Genomic DNA, 21,575 nt, shown 5'->3' with positions numbered 1-21,575 from the left:
TCGCCCGTCTTCGTCAAACGGTCCGGTTCAGATGAGGCTGTCGATGAGCTTCGACATGGTGTCAACCGGCATGTCTCCAGAATAGCGCTTGCCATTGATGAGGAACGTTGGCGTGGCATTGACGCCGAAATCCTTGGATCCCCTTTCCCGCGTGGCGTTCACTTCATCCAGAAGCTTCTGGTTCGTCAAGCATTTCGTGAAGCTATCCTCAGTAAATCCGGCGAGCTTCGACATCTGCAGCAGTGCGGCGCGGCCGTCATCGGCGGCGGCCCAGACCTGCTGCTGCTTGAACAGCATGGAAACCATCGGGAAATACTGCTCCGGCGTGCTCAGCTGCTCCGGGTTGGACGCGCTGCAGCGGGCGAGCATGAAGGCGGCGGCGGCGCGCGGATCGAAGGGGAATTCGCGGATGATGAACTGCACCTTGCCGCTATCGACATATTTCTGCTTGATGGCGTCGAAGGTGGTGTTGTGGAAATGGGCGCAGTGCGGGCAGGTCATCGACATATATTCGACGATCTTGACCGGGGCGTCGGCCTTGCCGAGCGCCATCTCCGGCAGCGCGCCGGGCTTCAGCACCTCGGCCATGTCGACATCGCCGTCGGACTGCGGCATGTCGGTCGAGGACGTCGCCGCGGTGTTGATGGTATCGACATTGGTGCCGTCGGCCATGGTCTTGCCGGAGGACGACGCATCGGCCGCGTCCTTGCTGTCGTTGCAGGCGGCAAGCGCTGCGGCAGCTGCGGCGATGGCGATGCCACCTAGGAGGCGGCGTTTCGTCAGTTGCATTTCGGACATCTGCATGGGTTCCCCATAGGTATGAGAGTGACGGCGTGATTGTGCGATATAACGGCTGACGGCCACTCACAAGCCACGGTTCACCAACTTCCTTCAAAGAATTGTGACCGTGATGGGACCGAGAGCCCGACCTGGCGTCCGAAATGCGCGATTCTCAGTTTCGGTGGAAGGCCGAAGGTACTGCGGCCGCCTCGAAAACCAAAATGTGACCACACGAGCAGGGTCCAATGTCATGAGATTCGCGCTCTGGGAGATCGTCGCCCGCCCCTCATCCGGCTGCCGCCACCTTCTCCCCGCTCGCGGGGAGAAGGGGATATGCCGCAACCTCTCGGCCCCTCGCCAACGTCTCGCATGGCACGTCCCCTCGCCCCGTTTACGGCCAGAGGGCTAGGAGCCGTGGACTCTTGGGATTCCCAAAGCTGAGCAAATCAGATTCAAGACTGTCTTTTGGAGGCAGTCATGGGTGTTTTAGATCGTCTCATTCTTCGAGATGACCAGTGGGAGCGGATGTCTCGTCATATCATTGGCGACGATCGCACGCGCGGTTCGTCTGGACGTGACAATCGCATGTTTGTGGAAGCGGTCTTGTGGATCGTGCGGACGGGTTCGCCCTGGCGCGATCTGCCGGAGGTGTTCGGTGATTGGAACAGCGTGTTTCGCCGCTTCAGCCGCTGGAGCCAAAAGGGTGTCTGGTGGCGTGTCTTCGAAGCAATGTCGGAGGATACCGACTTCGAATACCTGATCGTCGACAGTACTATTATTCGCGCCCACCAGCACGCCTCCGGCGCAAAAAAGGGGCTGAAGATCAGGCCCTTGGCCGCTCGCGCGGCGGCTTGAGCACCAAAATCCATATGGCCGTGCGTGGCCTTGGATGTCCTGTTCGTTTCATCCTGACCGCCGGCCAGAAAGGCGATGCACCGCAAGCCGATCTCCTGATCGAAGACCTGCCAGCCGAGGTCGTCATGGCCGATACGGCCTATGACAGCGACCGGCTACGCAAACTCATTGCCGACAAGGGCGCGCAAGCGGTTATCCCGAACAACCCCTCGCGTGCCAAGAAGTATCCACTCGACAAGGAACTCTACGCTCAGCGCTATCTCGTCGAATGTTGCTTCTCGAAGCTCAAGCAGTTTCGACGCATCGCCACGCGATATGAGAAAACCGTTCGAAACTACAAAGCCATGATCGCTCTGGCCGCAACAATCTTATGGCTCAGATAAGTGTCCACAGCTCCTAGGGTGAGGGGCAGTCACTAGCGCGAACTGGACTCAGTGTTCATCCGTTCGGCATGCCGGCTTTCCAGCCGCTCAAAAACGTATCGGCATCGATATCGGCACTCGAATCATCTATCACCTCGCGGATTTTTCGACGCATGATTTCATCGCTCGCGTCCACTTGCCGGCCATGCCCAGTCTTGGCATTACGGGTCAACTCAGGCATCTTGCCCGTCACCGCCCCCTCCCTCGGTTGCCCATCACCGCAGTCCCCAAGCGCTGGATCGCCTGGCGCAGCTTGTCGCCCTCGATGCCTTCCATCATGCCTTCCAGCTTGCGGGCGGCTTCGCCCTTCAGCGGCGGCGGAGTGCGGGAGCGGCGGACGGCTTGGGAGACCGGCTTCTGGACGATGCGGATCTGGTGGACGGCGGCAAAGCCGAAGAAGCTGTTGATGCGCTGGATGAGTTCGCCCTGGGCATGGGTGAGGAAAAGCGCGCGCGCACCTTCGCAGGCGATCGTCAGTACGCCGGGGCGGAAGCTGCCGTCATCGCCGCCGCCACGCGCCCAGGCGATCTTTTCCGGCCGGGTGCAATCGGCGAAATCCTCGCCGGCGATTTCGCTCCAGGAGCCGAGCAGCGCCGTGTTGATGCCGGCGCGGCGCGCCAGGACGGGATCGATCAGCCCATTCGCCAGCTCGGAAATCTGCTTCACATCTTTGCGTGGATAACTCATCGAAACCCTTGGGCACGGCTGCCAATTGGCGCGGCCGCCTTGATCGCGCGCCATTGCTTCGGCAAGTATAGGACCTTCCCCTCATCGCGGCAAATCATGACGATCACCACACCCGACACGCCCCACGCACAGCCCCTGCTCGACTGGTACGACCGCCACCACCGCGACCTGCCCTGGCGGGTATCGCCCGGCATGGCGGCGCGCGGCGTCAAGCCCGATCCCTATCGCGTCTGGCTGTCGGAGGTGATGCTGCAGCAGACGACGGTGCAGGCAGTCAAACCTTATTTCGAGCGGTTTCTCGCGCGCTGGCCGGAGGTGACCGACCTTGCCGCGGCCGAAAACGACGCGGTCATGGCCGCCTGGGCCGGGCTCGGCTACTACGCCCGGGCCCGCAACCTGAAGAAATGCGCCGAGGCGGTGGCGCAGGAACATGGCGGCGTCTTTCCCGATAGCGAAGCCGGCCTCAAGGCGCTGCCCGGCATCGGCGACTATACGGCGGCGGCCGTCGCCGCCATCGCCTTCAACCGGCAGGCGGCCGTCATGGACGGCAATGTCGAGCGGGTGATATCAAGGCTCTATGCGATCGAAACGCCGCTGCCGGCCGCCAAGCCGCTGATGAAGAACAAGGTGGCGCTGCTGACGCCCGCCGATCGGCCCGGCGATTTCGCCCAGGCGATGATGGATCTCGGCGCGACGATCTGCACCCCGAAGCGGCCGGCCTGTTCGCTCTGTCCGTTCCGTGGGGCCTGCCAGGCGTTGAAGCTTTCCGATCCCGAGCACTTCCCCGTCAAGACGGCGAAGAAGGAAAAGCCGGTGCGGCAGGGGGCCGCCTTCGTCGCGGTGACCGCCGATGGCGAGATTCTTTTGCGGCGCCGCGCCGAAAGCGGCCTGCTCGGCGGCATGACCGAGGTGCCGACGACGGCCTGGACGGCGCGCATCGACGGCGAGACCTCAGTTGCGGCCGCACCCTTCAATGCGGCCTGGCAGGCCTGCGGCACCGTCATCCATGTCTTCACTCATTTCGAGCTCCGGCTGTCGATCTGGCGCACGGCGATCGCGGCCAAACCACAGATCGGAAACGCGACGAATGACGAATGGTGGGAGCCGGTTACAAATCTTGAAGCCCAGGCGCTGCCGACCATCATGAAAAAAGCGATCGCAGCGGCTATTCCTCTCGCGTTCAAAACATCCAAGGCATGACCATGACGACTGAGATAAAACACATCGTTTTCGATATCGGCAAAGTTCTTATTCATTACGATCCGCATCTTCCCTTCGCCCGCCTCATTCCCGATGAGACCGAGCGCAACTGGTTCTTCGCCAATATCTGCACGCACGACTGGAACATCGAGCAGGACCGCGGCCGCACCTGGGAAGAGGCCGAAGCGCTGCTGATTGCCGAGCACCCTGCCCGCGAAGAGCATATCCGCGCCTTCCGCAAATATTGGCACGAGATGGTGCCGCACGCCTATGAGGACAGCGTCGCCATTCTGGAAGGGCTGATCGCCGAAGGCCGCGACGTGACGATGCTGACCAACTTCGCTTCCGACACCTTCCGCGAGGCGCAGGAGCGCTTTCCCTTCCTCAAGCTGCCGCGCGGCGTGACCGTTTCCGGCGATGTCGGCCTGATCAAGCCGGATGCCGCGATCTACGACAGCCATACGAAGAGCTTCGGCCTCGATCCGAAGGCGACGATCTTCATCGACGACGCGCCTGTTAATGTCGAAGGCGCCAGAACCTTCGGCTGGAATGCGGTGCTGTTTTCGGGCGCCGACAAGCTGCGCAGCGATCTTGCCGCCTACGGATTGAAGGTCTGAGACCATGGCTTTCGACCCGGCCGAGGAAATCGAACGCTTCCATGCTGCCATCAACGCGCTGGATTTTCCCACGATCGAGGGTTATTTCGCCGAGGATGCCACCTATGTCTCGAACGGCGTCGGCAGCCTTGCCGGGCGGGGCGAGATCATGGCCGCCTTCCGGCGCTATTTCGACGATTATCCCGATCAGACGGCAGAAAATTCGCTTGTCGAGACACTGACGCCGCTCTCCGGCCGGGCCGTCTGGTCGCTCCGCGCCACGCACAGCAAATCAGGCAAGCCGCTGATCCGCGAGGGTGAGGAGACGATCACCTTCGATACAGAAGGCCGCATCATCCGCGTCGATGTCACCGACTACAAGGACTTCTAGAATAGAAGACGCCCGAGGTTCGAGCCCCGGGCGCCTTGGCCTTCTTCCGCAACTGGAGGAAACCGGAAGAAGCTATTTCGATCTTGCGAAGGTGCTGCTCACTCCACCTTTGCCAGATCACTGCGGATGACGGACCTGAGATCGTCGATCGGGCGCAGGGATTGCCCGTCTTCGAAATGCCAGAAGGTCCATCCGTTGCATGCATCGAGACCCTGCACCTTGGCGCCGAGACGATGAATGGAGCCGGCCTCGCCGCCTGAAGCGACGGTGCCGTCGGCGCGCACGATCGCGCTGTATCGGCGTTTGGCGTCGGTCAGTACCTGGCCGGGCTTGATCAGGCCGCTTTCGACGAGCACGTTGAAGGCGACGCGAACCTCGGCCTTCTTGCCGGTCATGACCGTCAGTTCCGCCTTGCCGAGCGGCTCGACGGCGGCGATGCGGGCGGATGCCGCATCGATATAATCCTGCTCGCGCTCGATGCCGACGAAGTGACGGCCGAGACGCTTGGCCACCGCACCCGTCGTTCCCGAGCCGAAGAAGGGATCGAGCACGATATCGCCGGGCTTGGTCGAGGCCATGATGACGCGGGCGAGCAGCGCTTCCGGCTTCTGGGTCGGATGCACCTTCTTGCCGTCCTCGCCCTTCAGCCGCTCATTGCCGTTGCAGATCGGGAACAGCCAGTCAGAGCGCATCTGCACATCGTCATTGGCGGCCTTCATCGCATCGTAATTGAAGGTATAGCCCTTGGCCTTGGCATTGGGGCTCGCCCAGATCATCGTCTCATGGGCGTTCTGGAAACGGCGGCCCTTGAAATTCGGCATCGGATTGGTCTTGCGCCAGATGATGTCGTTGAGGATCCAGAAATTCAGATCCTGCAGCGTCGCGCCGACGCGGAAAATATTGTGGTAGGAGCCGATCACCCAGATCGAGCCCGTCGGCTTCAAAACGCGGCGGCAGGCAAGCAGCCAGGCGCGGGTGAAGGCGTCATAGGCCTCGAAGGAAGCGAACTGGTCCCATTCGTCATCGACCGCATCGACCAGCGACTGATCGGGACGGTGCAGCGTTCCACCGAGCTGGAGGTTATATGGCGGGTCGGCGAAGATCACGTCGACGGAGTGGGTGGGCAAGGCTTCAAGGGCGCTGACGCAATCGCCCTTGATGATCGTGTCGATCCAGGACTCCGACCGGGAACCCGGCTTGACGGAGGCCTTGAGGTCGGCAAGCGGAAAAACTGATGCCATTCTGATACTCACTCATACGCTTTACGCTTAACTCTCCGTTATGGTTACGCAACTTAGTTACCAAAGCCTGAAGGGGCGGCCGATTTCGGGAATTTATTGCACCTGCTACCCTACCCTCCCCTCGTCACGCCGCATCATGCACCCTGCGGCTATCCGCCGGTGCCTCGTCGCGTTCGAACATGCCGTAGTCGCGCAAGACGCTGGCGATTCGCAGGCGGTAATCGGCGAAGATGCCGCCGCGGCCGGCTTGCTGGGCGGCGCGATGGGCTTCGACATTGCGCCAGTTCCGGACGGCCTCCTCGTCGCGGAAGAAGGAGAGCGACAGCAGCTTGCCGCGGTTCGTCAGGCTCTCGAAACGCTCGATCGAGATGAAGCCGTCGATCTTTTCGAGTTCGGACCGCAGCTCGCCGGCGAGGTCGAGATATTTGTGGCGCTCGCCCATATAGGGCACGACTTCGAAGATGACGGCGATCATGGCAGCACCAGCCTGGCGTGAGGAGCGGAGACGTTTTTCAGGAAGATACGGTCCTCCTTGCGGATGAAGCCTTCGCGTCTGGCGAATTCGTAATTGTCGCGGCCGAGCGGATCGGCGGCCAGCCTGGCGCGATAGGCTTCGTAGGCGGCGAGGCTTTCGATGTTATAGACGCCGTAAGCCGTCGTCGCCGAGCCCTCATGCGGCCCGAAATAGCCGATCAGGTCGGCGCCGTTCCGAGGGATTGCCTGGCCCCAGTTGCGGGCATATTCGGCAAAAGCCTCCTTCTTGAAGGGGTCGATCTGATAACGGATGAAGCAGGTGATCATCGGGTTCTCCTTTTTGCTTCCCCGTTTTCGCACATTGCCTGACGGCGATGCTTCGGTTACGATCGAAGTATGAAGGAAGGCCCTGACATTGCGCAGATCGGTGCGCTGATCGGCGATCCCGCCCGCGCCAACATGCTGGCGGCGCTGACCGGCGGACGGGCGCTGACGGCGACCGAGCTTGCCGGCGTCGGCGGCATCACGCTGCAGACGGCAAGCACGCATCTGGCGAAGCTCGAAGCCGGCGGGCTGCTGGCCCAGCGCAAGCAGGGACGGCACCGTTATTTCACGCTCGCCGACGAGGCCGCCGCCCGGCTGATCGAAAGCATGATGGGCTTTGCCGCCGGCCGCGGGCATCTGCGCCACCAGCCGGGGCCGAAGGAGCCGGCGCTGCGCAAGGCGCGGATCTGCTACGATCATCTGGCCGGCGATTACGGCGTGCGCATGCTCGACAGCCTGATTGCCTCAGGCGCGATCGACGCGGTCGGCGACGGCCTGGCGCTGACGGAAAAAGGTGAAAGCGACCTCAAGCGCATCGGCATCGATGTCGGCGACCTCCGATCATCGCGCCGCCCGCTCTGCCGCTCATGCCTCGACTGGAGCGAAAGACGGGCGCATCTGGCCGGCGGCCTCGGCAAGGCGCTGCTGTCGAGCTTCCTCGACAAGGGCTGGGCCAGGCGCACCGCCGAAAGCCGCTCGATTCTATTCTCGCCGGAAGGCGACCGGCAGTTCCTGAAGCTGTTTCCGGTCGAGGCATGAAGCATAGAATCCTAAAGCCTTTGTTCTGATGCCTGTGGTTATCCCGGACCCACTGCACGGTTCCGGGCGACTGGATCGAGTTTGCATCGCTCCGCGGCCCGCGAGCGACGGACCAGACCAAGGTCCGACGCTGATCCGACTGAGTGCCCAGAATAGGAACAGCGGGATGTAACCGAAGTTTGTCAAACAGCTGTCCATCCGCCCCGGAAGCGACAGCAACTCAACGACAAACGGAGGAATTCATCATGTTGAAGGTAACACATGTGGCTTTGGCGGCGGCTCTTCTGGCCGGCACGGCTGTTTCCGGCTTCGCGCAATCGTCCAGCACGACCGGTACGGGCGGTTCGACGGCCGGCGGCGGAACTGCGAGCAGCACGGTCGGTACTGGTGGCAGCTCTGCCGGGGGCACCTGCCCGGACGGTTCGACGACCTGTAAATCCGGCACGTCTTCGACCACCGCAACCGGCGGCTCGTCGGCCGGCGGCGGCACTTCCAGCAGCACGGTCGGCACCGGCGGTTCGGCCGCGGGCTCGGGCGATGCGAATGCGGCATCGAGCGTCGGTACCGGGGCTTCGTCGGCGGATGGAGACAAGACCGGCAGCACGGTCGGCACCGGCAGCAGTGCGGCAGGCACCTCGCATGACAACCAGGGCAAGAAGGGCTGCGCGCCCGGCCAGGTCAAGAAGGACGCCGCCGGCACCGAGGACTGCAAGTGATGTCGGCCGGCGCCCTTCGGGGCGCCGGCTAAACCCTTGGGAGATAAACCAATGACCCGGTTTTTCACAATCACACTCGCCGCTTCGCTCGCTCTGATCGCCGGCCCAACCATGTCGGAGGAGATCAAGCTCGATGACGGAACGACCTGCACGGTCGTTCAGTCACAGGCGGGTAATACGTCCACCACCGTGACGGCTGGCAATGGGCAGGTGTCTTCCTCAACCACAACAGGAAGCGGGGCGGCCGGTTCGTCCTCATCATCCGCCTCGGCCGGCTCTTCGGCCGGATCCGGAAGCGTTGACAGCTTTTCCACCGCAAGCATCACCCGGCCTGACGGCACCGTCATCACCAAGCGTTCCGATGGCACCTGTTCGGTAACGAAACCTGCGAAATAGGAGACGGCAATGAAACCTATCCACCTCATCGCAGCCGCCTCGATCGCGCTGCTCGCCTCCACTTCGGTCGGTCTTGCGGAGGAATGCAACGCGGCCGGAGCGGTCGGGACCGCGGGAAGCGCGTCGGCCGGCGACACCTCGGCGAGCTCGGTCGGAACGGCCGGCGCCTGCCGCACCGACGGCGGCACGACCTCCTCGATCGGATCAGGGGGAAGTGCGGCCACCACCGACGGCAAGGTGCAGAGCAAGACGCATATCAACGACAATAATGGCGACAAGCTCAAGGCGCAGACTAAGGCCCAGGCGGTCGACAAGGGGACGTTCAGCAAGTCCCGCACCAAGACCAGCACCGACGGCGACACGCTGCAGAGCACGACCCGCACCATGTCGCACGTCCCCGGCGAGAAGCCGGTCAAGAGTACCACCAGCAAGAAAATCATCCTGCCGGAACAACAGTAGTCAACCAGGGCCCGCCATGGATGAACCATGGCGGGTCCTCCCCTTCAACCATCATATCAGCGGCGAGCGGCCATGCAGCCGGTCGCCTGCCGCATCGCAGCCATGCTGGAGATCAGGTTGAGCTTTGGTCGGCCATCGTGTAAAGCCGCACCACCCCTGACAAGACCCGGATTTCCAGCAAGGCGTGAACATATGGACGGCTTCGATCTCATCATCTTCGATTGCGACGGCGTTCTCGTCGATTCCGAAATTATCGCGGCGGAAGTGGAATCCGCACTGTTGACGGAAGCCGGATATCCGATCGGCGCCGAGGAAATGGGCGAGCGCTTCGCCGGCATGACATGGCACAATATCCTGCTGCAGATCGAGCGCGAGGCGAGCATCCCGCTTTCGGCCTCGCTGCTTGATAAGTCGGAGCAGCTGCTCGACGTCAGGCTGGCGAACGACGTCAAGGCCATACCGGGCGTCGAATTCGCCGTCTCCAGGCTGCCGATGAAGCGCTGCATCTGCTCGAATTCGAGCACGAAGCGGCTCGACATGATGCTCACCAAGGTGGGGCTGAAGCCGCTGTTTGCGCCCAACATCTTCTCCGCCAAGGATCTCGGCCCGGACCGCGTCAAGCCGAAGCCGGACATCTTCCTGCACGGTGCAAGCCGCATGGGTGTCTCGCCCGACAGGACCGTCGTCGTCGAGGATTCCGTGCACGGCGTGCATGCGGCGCGCGCCGCCGGCATGCGCGTCATCGGCTTTACCGGCGCCTCGCACAGCTACCCCGCGCATGCCGACAAGCTGACGGACGCCGGCGCCGAAACGGTGATCTCCCGCATGAACTACCTGCCGGGCGTCGTCGCCGCATTGGCTGCCTGGGAAGGCGTGCTTTAGGGTTTAGGCAACCCCCTCTCCTCCCTCATCCCTGTGCTCGTCACAGGGATCCAGTGCGCCCAAGTCCTTGGGCGCGAGAGAACGCTTACGTCGACGACAGTCATTCACGGCGCAGACGCGCCGTGGCTGGATTCCTGTGACGAGCACAGGAATGAGGGAAGGTGGAGAGCCGCGCCTGGGAAGCAGACCCGATATTCCTCAGCTGCTCTTCTTGCTCTTGGCCGGCTGGGTGTCGAAGCCGACGTTGACGCGCACCAGTGCGCCGGCGCCGACCGGCATCTTGATGCCGTCCTTGCGGAAGATGACCTGCGTGCCGGGTGCGCCGGCGGGGATTTCGGTCGGGAACTTGGTGACCTCGGAATAGAGCACGTTCTCACCGTCGAGGATGGTGACGCGGACAGGCAGCGTCACCGGGCCGGGATTGCCGGCCGGGCCGGTGATGAGCCTGAGCTGGGCGACAACCGTCATCGTCAGATTGGTATCGTTCAGCATGCACTGGCGGGTGTAATCGCCGAAGGAGGCCTGGAAGACGATCTGCTGCGGATCGTCCTTCTTGCCCTTGGCATAGGTGCGGTAGATCGAGTCCTGGTCGCGCAGGAAGATCTGCGGGCAGGCGCCCTGGACGACCGGGGCGACGGTGCCCTGTGCCGTCTTGGCGGTGCCGATCGACGGGTTGTTCGATGACGGATTGGCCGGCGCCAGCGGCATGATCTGGGCATTGCCGTTCGGCTGGGCGGGCGCCGCCTCAGGCTTGCTGTCGCCGCCGAGCCCAAGCGAGTTGCAGCCGGCAAGCAGGGCAACGAAAGAAGTGGAGATGATAAGACGCGAGACCTTGCCGAGCACTATGTTCCACCCTTTGCACAAGCGTTTCTTGGAGGCCCCAGTCTTTTCCGTGAGGCCTTTCACGACGGTTTGCGATGGTCTATATCAGCGGCGCAAACAAAAATCGATTGGGTACGCGCCGTTTTGATGCACTTTTCGCCGCCGGATGCGGGCAACTTCAACAAGATAACGGCGATGGTATGGCCGCAGGCGCAGCCCTTTCCGGTTTCCGGCGGAGCAGGCCACGGCCGGGCCCGGCCAAATTTCTTCCAGCGATAGATCAAGGATGACCAACGTGGATTATATCTCGACCCGCGGCGAGGCCCCTGCCCTCGGCTTTTGCGACGCCCTGCTGACGGGACTGGCGCGCGATGGCGGGCTCTATGTTCCCCGGGAGTGGCCGCAATTTTCGAAGAAGGAGATCCGCGCGCTGAGGGGCAAGACCTATCAGGAGATCGCCTTTACCATCCTGTCGCCCTTCACCAATGGCGAGATCCCCGCGGCGACCTTCCGGGCGATGATCGACGAGGCCTACGCCACCTTCCGCCATCCGGCGATCGCGCCGCTCGTCCAGACCGGGCCGAACAGCTTCGTCATGGAGCTTTTCCACGGCACGACGCTCGCCTTCAAGGACGTGGCGATGCAGTTGCTCGCCCGGCTGATGGATTATGCCCTGGAAAAGCGCGGCGAACGGGCGACGATCGTCGGCGCCACCTCGGGCGATACCGGCGGGGCGGCGATCGACGCCTTTGCCGGCCGCGAGCGCACCGATATCTTCATCCTTTTCCCGCACGGCAAGGTCTCGCCGGTGCAGCAGCGGCAGATGACGACCTCGACGGCCGCCAACGTGCATGCGCTCGCCGTCGAAGGCAATTTCGACGACTGCCAGAATCTCGTCAAGGCGATGTTCAACGACGCGGCGTTCCGCGACAAGGTCAGCCTGTCGGGCGTCAACTCGATCAACTGGGCGCGCATCATGGCCCAGATCGTCTATTATTTCACTACCGCCGTGGCGCTCGGCGGGCCGGACCGGAAGATCTCGTTTACGGTGCCGACCGGCAATTTCGGCGATATCTTCGCCGGCTACTGCGCCAAGCGCATGGGCCTGCCGATCGACCGGCTGGTGATCGCCACCAACGAGAACGACATTCTCGCCCGCACGCTGAAGACCGGCCGCTACGACATGAAGGCGGTCAAGGCGACGAGCTCGCCGTCGATGGACATCCAGATCTCCTCGAATTTCGAGCGGCTGCTGTTCGAAGCCTATGGGCGTGACGCCTCGAAGGTGCGCGCGGCGATGGAAAGCCTGAAGCAATCCAATGGTTTCGAGATCGGCGGGCAGGCGCTGAAGGCGATCCGCCGCGACTTCCGCGCCGGGCGCGCCAGCGAAAGCCAAGTCGCCGAGACGATCCGCAAGACCCATGCGGAAACCGGCTATCTCCTCGATCCGCACTCGGCGATCGGCGTCTTCGTCGCGGCCAAGAAAGAAAAGCCGAATACGCCGATGGTGACGCTTTCGACCGCCCATCCTGCGAAATTTCCGGTTGCCGTAAAATCGGCCTGCGGTATTGACCCGGCGCTTCCGACGTGGCTTGCTGATCTGATGCACAGGGAGGAGCGTTTCCAGATCATCGCACCGGAGCTGAAAGCCGTTCAAACCTTTGTCGGCAAACACGCCCGCGGCAAGACGACGGCAGGCGCAGAAAGATAGCCAATGACAGTTGAGTGCACCCGGCTCAAATCCGGGCTGACAGTAGTCACAGAAACCATGCCGCACCTTGAAAGCGTTGCGCTCGGTGTCTGGATCAAATCGGGATCGCGTAACGAGACGGAAGACGAGCACGGCATCGCCCACCTGCTCGAACACATGGCCTTCAAGGGCACGGCGCGGCGCAGCGCCCGTGAGATTGCCGAGGAGATCGAGGATGTGGGCGGCGAGGTCAACGCCGCCACCTCGACCGAGACGACCTCCTATTACGCCCGCGTGCTGAAGGATCACGTGCCGCTCGCCGTCGATATCCTCGCCGACATCCTGACGGAATCGGCCTTCGAGGAGGAGGAGCTCGAACGCGAGAAGCAGGTGATCCTGCAGGAGATCAACGCCGCCAACGATACGCCCGACGACGTGGTGTTCGACCGCTTCTCCGAGGCCGCCTATCGCGACCAGACGCTCGGCCGGCCGATCCTCGGCACGCCGCAGACCGTCGTTTCCTTCACGCCGCAGCAGATCCGCACCTATCTCGGCCGCAACTACACCACCGACCGGATGTTCGTGGTGGCGACCGGCGCCGTCGACCATGAAGAATTCCTGCGCATGGTCGAGGATCGTTTCGCCAGCTTGCCGACTTCGCCATCGGCGCCGCCGGTCATGGAAGCGGCGCGTTATATCGGCGGCAGCGTGCGCGAACCGCGCGACCTGATGGATGCGCAGATCCTGCTCGGCTTCGAGGGCAAGCCCTATCACGCCCGCGACTTCTACTGCTCGCAGATCCTCGCCAATATCCTCGGCGGCGGCATGTCCTCGCGGCTGTTCCAGGAAGTGCGCGAATTCCGCGGCCTCTGTTATTCCGTCTATGCCTTCCATTGGGGTTTTTCCGACACCGGCATCTTCGGCATTCATGCCGCGACCGGCGGCGAAAACCTGCCGGAGCTGGTGCCGGTCATCATCGACGAACTGCACAAATCCGCCAATGAGATCCACCAGAAGGAAATCGAGCGCGCCCGCGCCCAGATCCGCGCCCAGTTGCTGATGGGCCAGGAGAGCCCGGCCGCCCGCGCCGGCCAGATCGCACGGCAGATGATGCTTTACGGCCGGCCGATCTCCAATCCGGAGATGATGGAACGGCTGGAAGGCATCACCATCGAGCGGCTGACCGATCTCGCCGGCCGGCTGTTCTACGACACGGTGCCGACGCTCTCGGCGATCGGGCCGCTCGAACAGCTCGCACCGATGGAAGATATCACCGCCTCGCTTTCGGTCTCCGCGCCGAAGACGATGCAGGCAGGCCGCTGAGCCGACATCCGTCTGCCGGGAGTGATCGATGCCAAAATCGGTGTTTCGGTTCCTGTCGCGGCAGCCGGATGCGGTCGAGCTGGAAAACGACAAGTACCTCTTGCGCCTGCCGCGCTACCAGGATTTCAACCAGTGGCACCGGCTGCGCTCCGAAAGCCGCAAGTTTCTCGAGCCCTGGGAGCCGACCTGGCGGCGCGATGAGCTGACGGAGGGCGCCTATCGCGCCCGCGTCATCCGCGGCAAGCAGGAATATGCCTCTGGCCAGGCGATCCCGCTGTTCATTTTCCTCAAGGAAAACCGCAGCCTCGTCGGCGGCATCACCATCGGCTATATCAGGCGGGGTGCGGCACAAAGCTGCATGATCGGCTACTGGATGGGCGAACGCCATGCCGGCCAGGGGCATATGTTCGCCGCGCTTCAGTTGGTTATTCCTTACATCTTCTCCGGGCTTGAGTTGCACCGTATTGAAGCAGCCTGTATTCCAGATAACGCGCGCAGCATGCGCCTGCTTGAAAAGGCCGGGTTTCAGCGGGAAGGCTATCTGCGCGGATATTTGAAGATCAACGGTCAGTGGCACGACCATGTGATGTTTTCACGGCTCGCCACCGATACGGATAAAGGCAGGATAACCGACAGCCGATGACCAGAGACCGCATGCTGCCCAAGTCACCGTCCGGACGAGTGATCGCGGTGATCGCAGCCATTTTCCTGGCGGCCTTCGCCCTTTCGGCGGGTCTTGCCCGGGCGGCCGAACCGGTGAAGATTTCCCGTGACGATACCGCGCTCGATCTGACGGCGACGACCGAGATCTACGCCAACCAGGGCGAGGCCTTCCAGGTTTCGACGGCGGCCGGCGCCGATGGCATCCGCCGGCGAATCGAGGTCCGGGCGAGCTCGGAGAATCACCAGGGCGACTGGGCGGTGTTTGCGCTTGCCAATGTCTCGGAGGAACAGCTGGAGCGCGTCATCGTCGCGCCGCATTTCCGACTGGTCAATTCCAAGCTCTTCTGGCCGGATCTCGGCTCGCAGCGCATCAGCGCGATCACGCCGAGCGAAGGTTTTGCGCTCGACCGGCAGCCGAGCGACGAGGCCGATGTCTTCCGCATCACGCTGAACCCCGGCGCCGTCATCACCTTCGTCGCCGAATTGTCGACGCCGGAGCTGCCGCAGATCTATCTCTGGGAGCCGAACGCCTACAAGGATACGATCAACGCCTTCACGCTCTATCGCGGCATCGTGCTCGGCATTGCCGGCCTGCTCGCCGTGTTTCTGACCATCCTCTTCGTCGTCAAGGGCACCTCGATGCTGCCGGCGACGGCAGCCCTTGCCTGGGCGGTGCTCGGCTATATCTGCGTCGACTTCGGTTTCCTCGGCAAGCTGATCAGCGTCGCCTCCGCCGACCAGCGAATATGGCGCGCCTGCGCGGAAGTGGCGCTGGCCTCGAGTTTCGTCATCTTCCTCTTCACCTATCTCAACCTCAACCGCTGGCATGCGCATCTCGGTTACGCCACGCTCGCCTGGGTGCTCGGCCTTGCCCTGCTCTTCGGCGTGGCGATCTACGATCCGTCGATTGCCGCCGGGATCGCCCGGCTGTCCTTCGCGCTGACGGCGGCGACCGGCCTGCTGTTGATCATCTATCTCGGCTTCAACCGCTACGACCGCGCCATCCTCTTGGTGCCGGCCTGGGCGCTGACGCTCGTCTGGCTGTTCGGGGCGTGGCTGACGGTCACCGGCCGGCTCGACAACGACATTATCCAGCCGGCGCTCGGCGGCGGCCTGGTGCTGATCGTGCTGCTGATCGGCTTCACCGTCATGCAGCACGCCTTTGCCGGCGGTGCTTTCCAGCAGGGGCTGTTTTCCGATCTCGAACGGCAATCGCTGGCGCTGACCGGCTCCGGCGACATGGTCTGGGACTGGGATGTGGCGCGCGACCGCGTCGTCACCATTCCCGACGTCTCGGTCAAGCTCGGCCTCTCCCCCGGTGCCATGCATGGGGCGGCGCGCAACTGGCTGCCGCGGCTGCACCCTGATGACCGCGACCGCTTCCGCGCCACGCTCGACGTGCTGCTCGAACACCGGCGCGGCCGGCTGAACCACGAATTCCGCATCCGCGCCGAGGACGGGCATTTCCACTGGCTGCTGATCCGCGCCCGGCCGGTGCTTGGCTCGAACGGCGAAATCATCCGCTGCGTCGGCACGATCGTCGACGTCACCGAGCAGAAGAATTCCGTCGAGCGGCTGCTGCAGGATGCGCTGCACGACAATCTGACAGGCCTGCCGAACCGGCAGGTCTTCCTCGACCGGCTGCAGGCGGTGCTGGCGCTGGCGCCCGGCGGCGAGACGCTGCGCCCGACCGTGATGGTGATCGATATCGACCGCTACAAGCTGGTCAATGATGCGCTCGGGGTTGCGGCCGGCGACAACATCCTCATCGCGCTGACCCGGCGGCTGCGCCGCCTGATGAAGCCGCAGGACACGCTGGCGCGGCTGGCCGGCGACCAGTTCGGCCTGATCCTGGTGTCGGAGCACAATCCGGCCAAGGTCGCCGATTTCGCCGATGCGGTCAGCAAGGCGATCATGGTGCCGATCAACTTCTCCAACCGCGAGATTATTCTGACGGCGTCGATCGGGCTCGCCTCGTGGGTGGACCGGCAGGAGAGCGCCAGTGGCCTGCTCAGCGATGCCGAGCTTGCCATGTATCGGGCGAAACGGGCCGGCGGCAACCGCGTCGAGCCGTTCCAGCCGGCCTTCCGCGATTTCGGCACCGACCGGCTGCAGCTCGAAACCGATCTGCGGCGCGCCATCGAACGTCGGGAATTGTCGATGGTCTACCAGCCGATCGCCCGGCTGGAGGATGTCGAGGTCGCCGGCTTCGAGGCCCTGATGCGCTGGGAACATCCCAAGCGCGGCACTATCCCGCCGTCGGAATTCATCCCGATCGCCGAGGCCTCCGATCTCATCGGCCCGCTCGGCATGTTCGCGCTCGAACAGGCGACCAACGATCTGATGAGCTGGCAGAACCAGACCGGCGAATTGCCGATCTTCGTGTCGATCAACCTGTCGAGCGTGCAGCTTCTCAACAACGAACTCTATGACGACGTGCGTTCGGTGCTCGCCAAGACCCATTGCGCGCCCTCGCGGCTCAAGCTGGAACTGACGGAATCCATGGTGATGGAAAATCCGGAACAGGCCCGCCTGGTGCTGCAGAAGCTGAAGGAGGCCGGCATCGGCCTGGCGCTCGACGATTTCGGCACCGGCTACTCGTCGCTTGCCTATCTCACCCGCTTCCCCTTCGACACGATCAAGCTCGACAAGGCGCTGGTGCGCGACGGCAGTGACAAGAAGGCGACCGTGCTCCGCTCGGTCATCGCCATGGCGCGCGAGCTGGAAATGAAGGTGGTGGCCGAAGGCATCGAATCCAACGAGGATGCGATCGAACTCGCCAAGATGGGCTGCAGTTACGGACAGAGCTATCTGTTCGGGCCGCCGATCCCGTCGGAATCGGTGCTGCGGCTGCTGCGCGACCGCTTTCCGCTGACAAAAAGGGCCTGAGCGAAGCCCATCGGGCTTTGCCGGCTTCCCGCGCACGGCGCGCGCCTCTCCCCAGGAATGGTGATTGACCACCGACCGGCGATATGCGCCTCTTTTCCTATCGCATAAGGACAATTCGATGCTCAAGTTTCTGCTCGCCCTTTCGGTCGGCGCCCTTTCCGTCTCGCCGGTCCAGGCGACCGACCTCTATCCTGCCACGCAAGCCTGCTTGCCGGGCAAGCCCCATTGCGAGCGGTGGACGGATGAATTCAAGAGCGCGCTGGTGCTGGCGCAGAAAGGCGATCATGTCGCCCAGCAGACGGTGGCCTTCTGCCTGTCTTCCGGCTGCCACGGCGCCGTCGCCATCGACAGGGTCGCCTCCTGCAGCTGGTACCTCGTCATCGTCAATTCGGGTGCGGCGACGGTGCTCGACCGCTCCAACCTCAGAAATACCTGCCGGCCGATGACGCCGGCGCAGAAGGATGAAGCCCGTGCTTCATCCGGTGAGCTCGTCCGCAAGCTCTACAATCGCGCACTGACTGAAGGCGACCAGATGTAAGCTCGCCTGCCCGCCACATCAGGTTGACGATAAATCTGATTGCCCTCCCGGCTTTCGCCGCTATTCTGCCGGCAAAGACAATCGGGAGGACCACTGATGATCCTGCACTGCGTGTTCCTGCGGCTGAAGACCGCCATGACGATCGACGACAAGCAGGCGCTGTTTGCCGCCATCGTCGCCCTGAAACAGGTCATTCCCGGCATCGTCGATATCAAATACGGGCCGAATGTCTCGCCCGAAGGGCTGCATGGCGGCTTCGTCGACGGTTTTGCCGTCACCTTCGAAAGCGCCGAAGCGCGGGATGCCTATCTCGTCCATCCCGAACATGTGAAGGTCGGCGAGCGCATCGTCTCCTCGACGGACGGCGGCCTCGCCGGCATCCTGGTCTTCGATCTCAATATTTGAATCAGCAAATTCGGGACCATGATGCCGAAGCGGATCTCGGCATCATGCTTGTCACAATCGACTCTCAGCTCGATTTGGCCATCGCGGCGGCGAGCTGGTCGACATTGTAGCGGAACATCTTCTCATAGGTCGGCGCCGGTCCCTTGGCGTCGGAAAGCGATTCGACGTAGAGCTCGCCGCCGGGCTCGGCACCCGTTGCCTTGGCGACCTGCTTGACCAGGCGCGGGTCGTTGGAATTTTCGAAGAAATAGGCTTTGACGTGCTCGCCCTTGATCTGTTCGATCAGCTTGGCGACGTCGGCGGCCGAGGCCTCGCTCTCGGTGGACAGGCCAAGCGGCGCCAGGAAACTCACCTTGTATTCGCGGCCGAAATAACCGAAGGCGTCGTGGCTGGTCAGCACCTTGCGGCGGTCGTCGGCGATCGTATCGAATTTCGAATGAGCATAGGCGTTCAGCTCATCCAGCTTCCGGGTATATTTCTCGGCATTGGCCTTGAAGACGGTGGCGTCGGCGGGGTCGGCTGATGACAGCGCCTTTTCGATGTTGGCGACCCAGACCTTGACGTTGACGGGGCTGTTCCAGACATGCGGATCGGTGATCGTCTTCCCGTCCTCTTCCATGGTGCGGGTGCTGATGCCCTCGGAGACCGTCACCGGCTTGCCCTTGTAGCCCGAGGCGGTGATCAGCCGGTCCATCCAGCCTTCCAGCCCTTCGCCGCTGACGAAGGTGACTTCGGCCGCCTTCAAGTTCTTTGCATCGGCCGGCGACGGCTCGAATTCATGGGGATCGCCGTTCGGGCCGACGAGGCTCGTGACATGAACATGGTCGCCGCCGACCTCCCTGACGACATCGGCAAGCACGGTGAAGGACGCCACCACCTTCAGCGTTTCTGCGGAAGCGGGTGCGGCCGAGAGCGCCGTCAGCGCGGAAAGTGCAGCGGCGGAGAGAAGCAGTCTGCGCGATGTCATCGAAGTCTCCTTGAAATCAGCCCTTCAGATGCGGGCGGGGAAAGAAGCGCCGGGCAATGCCGGAAGGCGCGAAGAGGATTGAGAAGGCGTAAAACAGCGCCGCCGTCATGATGATCGTCGGGCCCGAGGCGAGTTCGAGATGGTAGGAGGCGATCAGGCCGAGATAGCCGGCGGCGGCCGCACTGGCGGTCGCAATCAGCATCATGACAGGCAGACTGCGCGACCACAGCTGGGCGACGGCCGCCGGCAGCATCATCAGGCCGACCGCCATCAGCGTGCCGAGGGCCTGGAAGCTGGCGACGAGGTTCAGCACGACGAGCAGCAGGAAGAGGACGTGATAGACCGGCCCGCGCCCGCCGACGGCTCTCAAGAAACCCGGATCGAAACATTCGGCCACCAGCGGCCGGTAGATGGCGGCGAGGATGACAAGCGTCAGCGAGGTGATCGCGCCGATCTGATAGAGCGCCGGCGCATCGATCGCCAGGATGGTGCCGAAGAGCACGTGCAAGAGATCGATGTTCGAGCCGCGCAGCGAGACGATCAGCACGCCGAGCGCCAGCGAAGCGAGATAGAAGCTGGCAAAGCTTGCATCCTCGCGCAGCACGGTCATGCGGCTGACGGCGCCGGACAGCAGCGCCACCGACAGGCCGGCGATAAGGCCGCCGAGGCCCATCGCCGTCAGCGACAGCGAGCCGGCGACGAGATAACCGATCGCCGCCCCAGGCAGCACGGCATGGCTCATGGCATCGCCCATCAGGCTCATGCGCCGGAGCATCAGGAAGACGCCGATCGGCCCCGAGCCGAGCCCGAGGCAGAGGCAGGCGACAAGGGCGCGGCGCATGAAGCCGAAATCGGCAAAGGGCGCGAGGAAGAGATCGTAAACCGTCATGCCGCCGGCGCCTCTTGCGGTTCACAGGCCGTCGCATCCTCATCCCAGCGCTCGGCCATGGCGCGCGCCTTCAAGAGATTGGCGGAGGACATGACGTCGACGGTCGGCCCCCATCCTACCAGTTCGCGGGCCAGCAGCAGGGTCTCGGGGAAATGCGTCCGGACGAGCTCGAAATCATGCAGCACGGCGATGACGGTGCGGCCCTCGCCATGCCAGCGGGAAACGATATCGAGGAGATCCCGGGTGGTGCGGGCATCGATGGCGGTAAACGGCTCGTCGAGCAGGATGACGCCGGCATTCTGCAAGAGCAGGCGGGCAAAGAGCACGCGCTGGAACTGGCCGGCCGAGAGCGAGCCGACATGACGGCGGCCGAAACCGTCGAGTCCGACGGCGGCCAGCGCCTCGCCCGCCCTTTTTACATCGGCCGGTGCCACGCGGCCGAAGGCTCCCCTGCTCTTCCAGGCGCCGAGCATCACCGTGTCGATGACCGAGATCGGAAAGCGCCGATCGATCTCGGCCGCCTGCGGGAGATAACCGAACTCCGCCCGTGCCAGCCGGTGCTCGACCCTGCCTTCGGCTGGACGAAGCTCCCCCATGATCGCCTTCAGCAGCGTCGACTTGCCCGCCCCGTTCGGCCCGGCAATCGCCGTCAGACTGCCCGGCGCAAACGCGCCGGAGACATGGTGGACCGCAGGGTGGCGATCATAGGCGACGGTGAGATCATCAAGGCGGATCAGCGGCGTCATGGCAGCAGAACCGCCCAGTGAATGGCAAGCCAGAGCCCGGCTATGATCACCGCGATGCTGATCACCCTTGAGAAGGCCGATTGTCCCAGCAGGCTGACGGAGGGGCGATCGGGGCTCGGGTGCATGGCTCATCCTGACAATGTAATAACATTACGGTTATGTTATAACGATTGCGGCAAGATTGAGGCGGGAGAACCGGCTTTCGTGTCGCAGGATGATCGGTGGTGGGTTCCTGGCTCAAAGGCCTGGGATGACGGAGTTTTGGGGAAGAGTGAATTGGCAGGAGGCGCGGCGCCGCGGCTATTGCGTCACTGTCGGTGGATTTGCCACAGAACTTACCGCACTCTCCGTCGTCCTCGGCTTGACCCGAGGACCTAGGCTGGCCTCTGTCGGCATCGGGGCTTGGATCCCAGGCTCGGAGGCTGGGATAACGGAGATTGGGGCGCGTTTCTGCCAAACTC

Annotated in this window: 26 protein-coding genes; 15 read left to right on the top strand and 11 right to left on the bottom strand. The window is 63.2% G+C overall.

The genetic code is table 11. The features are described 5' to 3' along the window. Nucleotides 1–27: 27 nt before the first annotated feature. Complete coding sequence (locus tag AMC88_RS05260; RefSeq protein ID WP_404817289.1) at nucleotides 28–798, bottom strand: DsbA family protein; 771 nt, start codon at nucleotides 796–798, stop codon at nucleotides 28–30. A 459-nt stretch (nucleotides 799–1,257) separates the two neighbouring features. Here AMC88_RS05260 and AMC88_RS31850 point away from each other — a divergent pair. After that, nucleotides 1,258–2,018, top strand: a protein-coding gene (locus AMC88_RS31850) for an IS5 family transposase (protein WP_097541909.1) whose coding sequence is annotated in 2 segments (ribosomal slippage) — nucleotides 1,258–1,585 and nucleotides 1,585–2,018 — 762 coding nt in all. Because the reading frame shifts where the segments join, the coding sequence is not laid out codon by codon here. A gap of 55 nt (nucleotides 2,019–2,073) precedes the next feature. Here the strand turns inward: AMC88_RS31850 and AMC88_RS32980 are convergent. Continuing rightward, entirely contained in the window at nucleotides 2,074–2,250 is a 177-nt protein-coding gene (locus AMC88_RS32980) for a hypothetical protein (RefSeq protein ID WP_185171392.1), read from the bottom strand. Next, complete coding sequence (locus tag AMC88_RS05245) at nucleotides 2,247–2,744, bottom strand: DUF721 domain-containing protein (RefSeq protein ID WP_064821475.1); 498 nt, start codon at nucleotides 2,742–2,744, stop codon at nucleotides 2,247–2,249. Before AMC88_RS05245 ends, AMC88_RS32980 begins: the two co-directional genes overlap by 4 nt. Before the next feature lie 96 nt (nucleotides 2,745–2,840). Here AMC88_RS05245 and mutY point away from each other — a divergent pair, with 96 nt between their 5' ends. The 3 genes from mutY to AMC88_RS05230 are packed head-to-tail and all read left to right on the top strand — an operon-like array spanning nucleotide 2,841 to nucleotide 4,931. Next, the gene (gene mutY, locus AMC88_RS05240) at nucleotides 2,841–3,944 is read left to right on the top strand and encodes an A/G-specific adenine glycosylase (RefSeq protein WP_064824916.1); all 1,104 of its coding nucleotides are present in this window, start codon (nucleotides 2,841–2,843) and stop codon (nucleotides 3,942–3,944) included. Between the two features lie 2 nt (nucleotides 3,945–3,946). Continuing rightward, entirely contained in the window at nucleotides 3,947–4,561 is a 615-nt protein-coding gene (locus AMC88_RS05235; RefSeq protein WP_064825809.1) for an HAD family hydrolase, read from the top strand. 4 nt (nucleotides 4,562–4,565) lie between these two features. Beyond that, nucleotides 4,566–4,931, top strand: a complete 366-nt coding sequence (locus AMC88_RS05230) for a nuclear transport factor 2 family protein (RefSeq protein WP_004673987.1) — start codon at nucleotides 4,566–4,568, stop codon at nucleotides 4,929–4,931. A 98-nt stretch (nucleotides 4,932–5,029) separates the two neighbouring features. On the opposite strand, the gene AMC88_RS05225 is transcribed toward AMC88_RS05230, so the two are convergent. The 3 genes from AMC88_RS05225 to AMC88_RS05215 all read right to left on the bottom strand — a co-directional run bounded on the left by AMC88_RS05225 (nucleotide 5,030) and on the right by AMC88_RS05215 (nucleotide 6,973). Then, a complete protein-coding gene (locus AMC88_RS05225) occupies nucleotides 5,030–6,172 on the bottom strand; it encodes a site-specific DNA-methyltransferase (protein ID WP_012482959.1) in 1,143 nt (380 codons plus the stop codon). 124 nt (nucleotides 6,173–6,296) lie between these two features. Then, nucleotides 6,297–6,647, bottom strand: coding sequence for an antibiotic biosynthesis monooxygenase family protein (locus tag AMC88_RS05220; protein WP_012482958.1), 351 nt, complete (start codon nucleotides 6,645–6,647; stop codon nucleotides 6,297–6,299). Beyond that, nucleotides 6,644–6,973, bottom strand: coding sequence for an NIPSNAP family protein (locus tag AMC88_RS05215; protein ID WP_012482957.1), 330 nt, complete (start codon nucleotides 6,971–6,973; stop codon nucleotides 6,644–6,646). The genes AMC88_RS05220 and AMC88_RS05215 overlap by 4 nt, the downstream gene beginning before the upstream one ends. Nucleotides 6,974–7,042: 69 nt before the next feature. Here AMC88_RS05215 and AMC88_RS05210 point away from each other — a divergent pair, with 69 nt between their 5' ends. The 5 genes from AMC88_RS05210 to AMC88_RS05190 all read left to right on the top strand — a co-directional run bounded on the left by AMC88_RS05210 (nucleotide 7,043) and on the right by AMC88_RS05190 (nucleotide 10,182). Beyond that, nucleotides 7,043–7,729, top strand: coding sequence for an ArsR/SmtB family transcription factor (locus AMC88_RS05210; RefSeq protein ID WP_012482956.1), 687 nt, complete (start codon nucleotides 7,043–7,045; stop codon nucleotides 7,727–7,729). Between the two features lie 245 nt (nucleotides 7,730–7,974). After that, on the top strand, nucleotides 7,975–8,445 hold the full coding sequence (locus AMC88_RS05205) for a hypothetical protein (protein WP_041683560.1): 471 nt from the start codon (nucleotides 7,975–7,977) through the stop codon (nucleotides 8,443–8,445). Nucleotides 8,446–8,496: 51 nt separating this feature from the next. After that, the gene (locus AMC88_RS33970; protein ID WP_012482954.1) at nucleotides 8,497–8,841 is read left to right on the top strand and encodes a hypothetical protein; all 345 of its coding nucleotides are present in this window, start codon (nucleotides 8,497–8,499) and stop codon (nucleotides 8,839–8,841) included. Between the two features lie 9 nt (nucleotides 8,842–8,850). After that, on the top strand, nucleotides 8,851–9,300 hold the full coding sequence (locus tag AMC88_RS05195; protein WP_012482953.1) for a hypothetical protein: 450 nt from the start codon (nucleotides 8,851–8,853) through the stop codon (nucleotides 9,298–9,300). A 192-nt stretch (nucleotides 9,301–9,492) separates the two neighbouring features. Then, nucleotides 9,493–10,182 (top strand): HAD family hydrolase, encoded by a 690-nt coding sequence (locus AMC88_RS05190; protein ID WP_064824915.1) that lies wholly within the window; start codon nucleotides 9,493–9,495, stop codon nucleotides 10,180–10,182. Nucleotides 10,183–10,380: 198 nt separating this feature from the next. Here the strand turns inward: AMC88_RS05190 and AMC88_RS05185 are convergent, their stop codons facing one another. Further along, nucleotides 10,381–11,028, bottom strand: a complete 648-nt coding sequence (locus AMC88_RS05185; protein ID WP_170965696.1) for a hypothetical protein — start codon at nucleotides 11,026–11,028, stop codon at nucleotides 10,381–10,383. A gap of 262 nt (nucleotides 11,029–11,290) precedes the next feature. Here AMC88_RS05185 and thrC point away from each other — a divergent pair, with 262 nt between their 5' ends. The 6 genes from thrC (at nucleotide 11,291) to AMC88_RS05155 (ending at nucleotide 18,512) form a co-directional block, all read left to right on the top strand. Further along, nucleotides 11,291–12,715, top strand: a complete 1,425-nt coding sequence (thrC, locus tag AMC88_RS05180) for a threonine synthase (protein ID WP_064824914.1) — start codon at nucleotides 11,291–11,293, stop codon at nucleotides 12,713–12,715. Between the two features lie 3 nt (nucleotides 12,716–12,718). Beyond that, the gene (locus AMC88_RS05175; RefSeq protein ID WP_010024890.1) at nucleotides 12,719–14,017 is read left to right on the top strand and encodes a M16 family metallopeptidase; all 1,299 of its coding nucleotides are present in this window, start codon (nucleotides 12,719–12,721) and stop codon (nucleotides 14,015–14,017) included. A 28-nt stretch (nucleotides 14,018–14,045) separates the two neighbouring features. Continuing rightward, on the top strand, nucleotides 14,046–14,660 hold the full coding sequence (locus AMC88_RS05170) for a GNAT family N-acetyltransferase (RefSeq protein ID WP_004673096.1): 615 nt from the start codon (nucleotides 14,046–14,048) through the stop codon (nucleotides 14,658–14,660). Beyond that, a complete protein-coding gene (locus tag AMC88_RS05165; protein ID WP_004673094.1) occupies nucleotides 14,657–17,569 on the top strand; it encodes a sensor domain-containing phosphodiesterase in 2,913 nt (970 codons plus the stop codon). Before AMC88_RS05170 ends, AMC88_RS05165 begins: the two co-directional genes overlap by 4 nt. Before the next feature lie 118 nt (nucleotides 17,570–17,687). After that, nucleotides 17,688–18,107, top strand: a complete 420-nt coding sequence (locus tag AMC88_RS05160; protein WP_041683849.1) for a hypothetical protein — start codon at nucleotides 17,688–17,690, stop codon at nucleotides 18,105–18,107. A gap of 96 nt (nucleotides 18,108–18,203) precedes the next feature. Continuing rightward, a complete protein-coding gene (locus AMC88_RS05155; RefSeq protein ID WP_010017558.1) occupies nucleotides 18,204–18,512 on the top strand; it encodes a Dabb family protein in 309 nt (102 codons plus the stop codon). Between the two features lie 64 nt (nucleotides 18,513–18,576). Here AMC88_RS05155 and AMC88_RS05150 read toward each other — a convergent pair whose 3' ends face one another. Genes AMC88_RS05150 through AMC88_RS34475 form a run of 4 tightly spaced genes read right to left on the bottom strand, consistent with a single transcriptional unit; the run spans nucleotide 18,577 to nucleotide 21,239 of the window. Next, a complete protein-coding gene (locus AMC88_RS05150; RefSeq protein WP_016734569.1) occupies nucleotides 18,577–19,479 on the bottom strand; it encodes a metal ABC transporter substrate-binding protein in 903 nt (300 codons plus the stop codon). Between the two features lie 16 nt (nucleotides 19,480–19,495). Next, nucleotides 19,496–20,368, bottom strand: a complete 873-nt coding sequence (locus AMC88_RS05145) for a metal ABC transporter permease (RefSeq protein WP_010021814.1) — start codon at nucleotides 20,366–20,368, stop codon at nucleotides 19,496–19,498. After that, complete coding sequence (locus AMC88_RS05140) at nucleotides 20,365–21,114, bottom strand: metal ABC transporter ATP-binding protein (RefSeq protein ID WP_064824913.1); 750 nt, start codon at nucleotides 21,112–21,114, stop codon at nucleotides 20,365–20,367. Before AMC88_RS05140 ends, AMC88_RS05145 begins: the two co-directional genes overlap by 4 nt. Then, nucleotides 21,111–21,239: a hypothetical protein gene (locus tag AMC88_RS34475; protein ID WP_257784690.1), complete on the bottom strand. Its 129-nt coding sequence runs from the start codon at nucleotides 21,237–21,239 to the stop codon at nucleotides 21,111–21,113. Before AMC88_RS34475 ends, AMC88_RS05140 begins: the two co-directional genes overlap by 4 nt. Nucleotides 21,240–21,575: the final 336 nt, after the last annotated feature.

Source organism: Rhizobium phaseoli, from assembly GCF_001664385.1.
In the GTDB taxonomy this organism is placed as follows: Bacteria; Pseudomonadota; Alphaproteobacteria; order Rhizobiales; family Rhizobiaceae; genus Rhizobium; species Rhizobium phaseoli.
The sequence above is the reverse complement of the archived record's forward strand: the minus strand, read 5'-3'. Positions and strand labels throughout refer to the sequence as shown.

Excerpts from the sequence above, each read along its gene's own strand:
- AMC88_RS33970 (WP_012482954.1), top strand. The coding sequence starts at position 8,497 with ATGACCCGGTTTTTCACAATCACACTCGCCGCTTCGCTCGCTCTGATC.
- AMC88_RS05210 (WP_012482956.1), top strand. The coding sequence starts at position 7,043 with ATGAAGGAAGGCCCTGACATTGCGCAGATCGGTGCGCTGATCGGCGAT.
- AMC88_RS05190 (WP_064824915.1), top strand. The coding sequence starts at position 9,493 with ATGGACGGCTTCGATCTCATCATCTTCGATTGCGACGGCGTTCTCGTC.
- AMC88_RS05245 (WP_064821475.1), bottom strand. The coding sequence starts at position 2,744 with ATGAGTTATCCACGCAAAGATGTGAAGCAGATTTCCGAGCTGGCGAAT.
- mutY (WP_064824916.1), top strand. The coding sequence starts at position 2,841 with ATGACGATCACCACACCCGACACGCCCCACGCACAGCCCCTGCTCGAC.
- AMC88_RS05170 (WP_004673096.1), top strand. The coding sequence starts at position 14,046 with ATGCCAAAATCGGTGTTTCGGTTCCTGTCGCGGCAGCCGGATGCGGTC.
- AMC88_RS05160 (WP_041683849.1), top strand. The coding sequence starts at position 17,688 with ATGCTCAAGTTTCTGCTCGCCCTTTCGGTCGGCGCCCTTTCCGTCTCG.
- AMC88_RS05195 (WP_012482953.1), top strand. The coding sequence starts at position 8,851 with ATGAAACCTATCCACCTCATCGCAGCCGCCTCGATCGCGCTGCTCGCC.
- AMC88_RS05225 (WP_012482959.1), bottom strand. The coding sequence starts at position 6,172 with ATGGCATCAGTTTTTCCGCTTGCCGACCTCAAGGCCTCCGTCAAGCCG.
- AMC88_RS05175 (WP_010024890.1), top strand. The coding sequence starts at position 12,719 with ATGACAGTTGAGTGCACCCGGCTCAAATCCGGGCTGACAGTAGTCACA.
- AMC88_RS05145 (WP_010021814.1), bottom strand. The coding sequence starts at position 20,368 with ATGACGGTTTACGATCTCTTCCTCGCGCCCTTTGCCGATTTCGGCTTC.
- AMC88_RS05260 (WP_404817289.1), bottom strand. The coding sequence starts at position 798 with ATGTCCGAAATGCAACTGACGAAACGCCGCCTCCTAGGTGGCATCGCC.
- AMC88_RS34475 (WP_257784690.1), bottom strand. The coding sequence starts at position 21,239 with ATGCACCCGAGCCCCGATCGCCCCTCCGTCAGCCTGCTGGGACAATCG.
- AMC88_RS05235 (WP_064825809.1), top strand. The coding sequence starts at position 3,947 with ATGACGACTGAGATAAAACACATCGTTTTCGATATCGGCAAAGTTCTT.
- AMC88_RS05220 (WP_012482958.1), bottom strand. The coding sequence starts at position 6,647 with ATGATCGCCGTCATCTTCGAAGTCGTGCCCTATATGGGCGAGCGCCAC.
- AMC88_RS05205 (WP_041683560.1), top strand. The coding sequence starts at position 7,975 with ATGTTGAAGGTAACACATGTGGCTTTGGCGGCGGCTCTTCTGGCCGGC.
- AMC88_RS05140 (WP_064824913.1), bottom strand. The coding sequence starts at position 21,114 with ATGACGCCGCTGATCCGCCTTGATGATCTCACCGTCGCCTATGATCGC.
- AMC88_RS05215 (WP_012482957.1), bottom strand. The coding sequence starts at position 6,973 with ATGATCACCTGCTTCATCCGTTATCAGATCGACCCCTTCAAGAAGGAG.
- AMC88_RS05150 (WP_016734569.1), bottom strand. The coding sequence starts at position 19,479 with ATGACATCGCGCAGACTGCTTCTCTCCGCCGCTGCACTTTCCGCGCTG.
- AMC88_RS05165 (WP_004673094.1), top strand. The coding sequence starts at position 14,657 with ATGACCAGAGACCGCATGCTGCCCAAGTCACCGTCCGGACGAGTGATC.
- AMC88_RS05230 (WP_004673987.1), top strand. The coding sequence starts at position 4,566 with ATGGCTTTCGACCCGGCCGAGGAAATCGAACGCTTCCATGCTGCCATC.
- thrC (WP_064824914.1), top strand. The coding sequence starts at position 11,291 with ATGACCAACGTGGATTATATCTCGACCCGCGGCGAGGCCCCTGCCCTC.
- AMC88_RS05155 (WP_010017558.1), top strand. The coding sequence starts at position 18,204 with ATGATCCTGCACTGCGTGTTCCTGCGGCTGAAGACCGCCATGACGATC.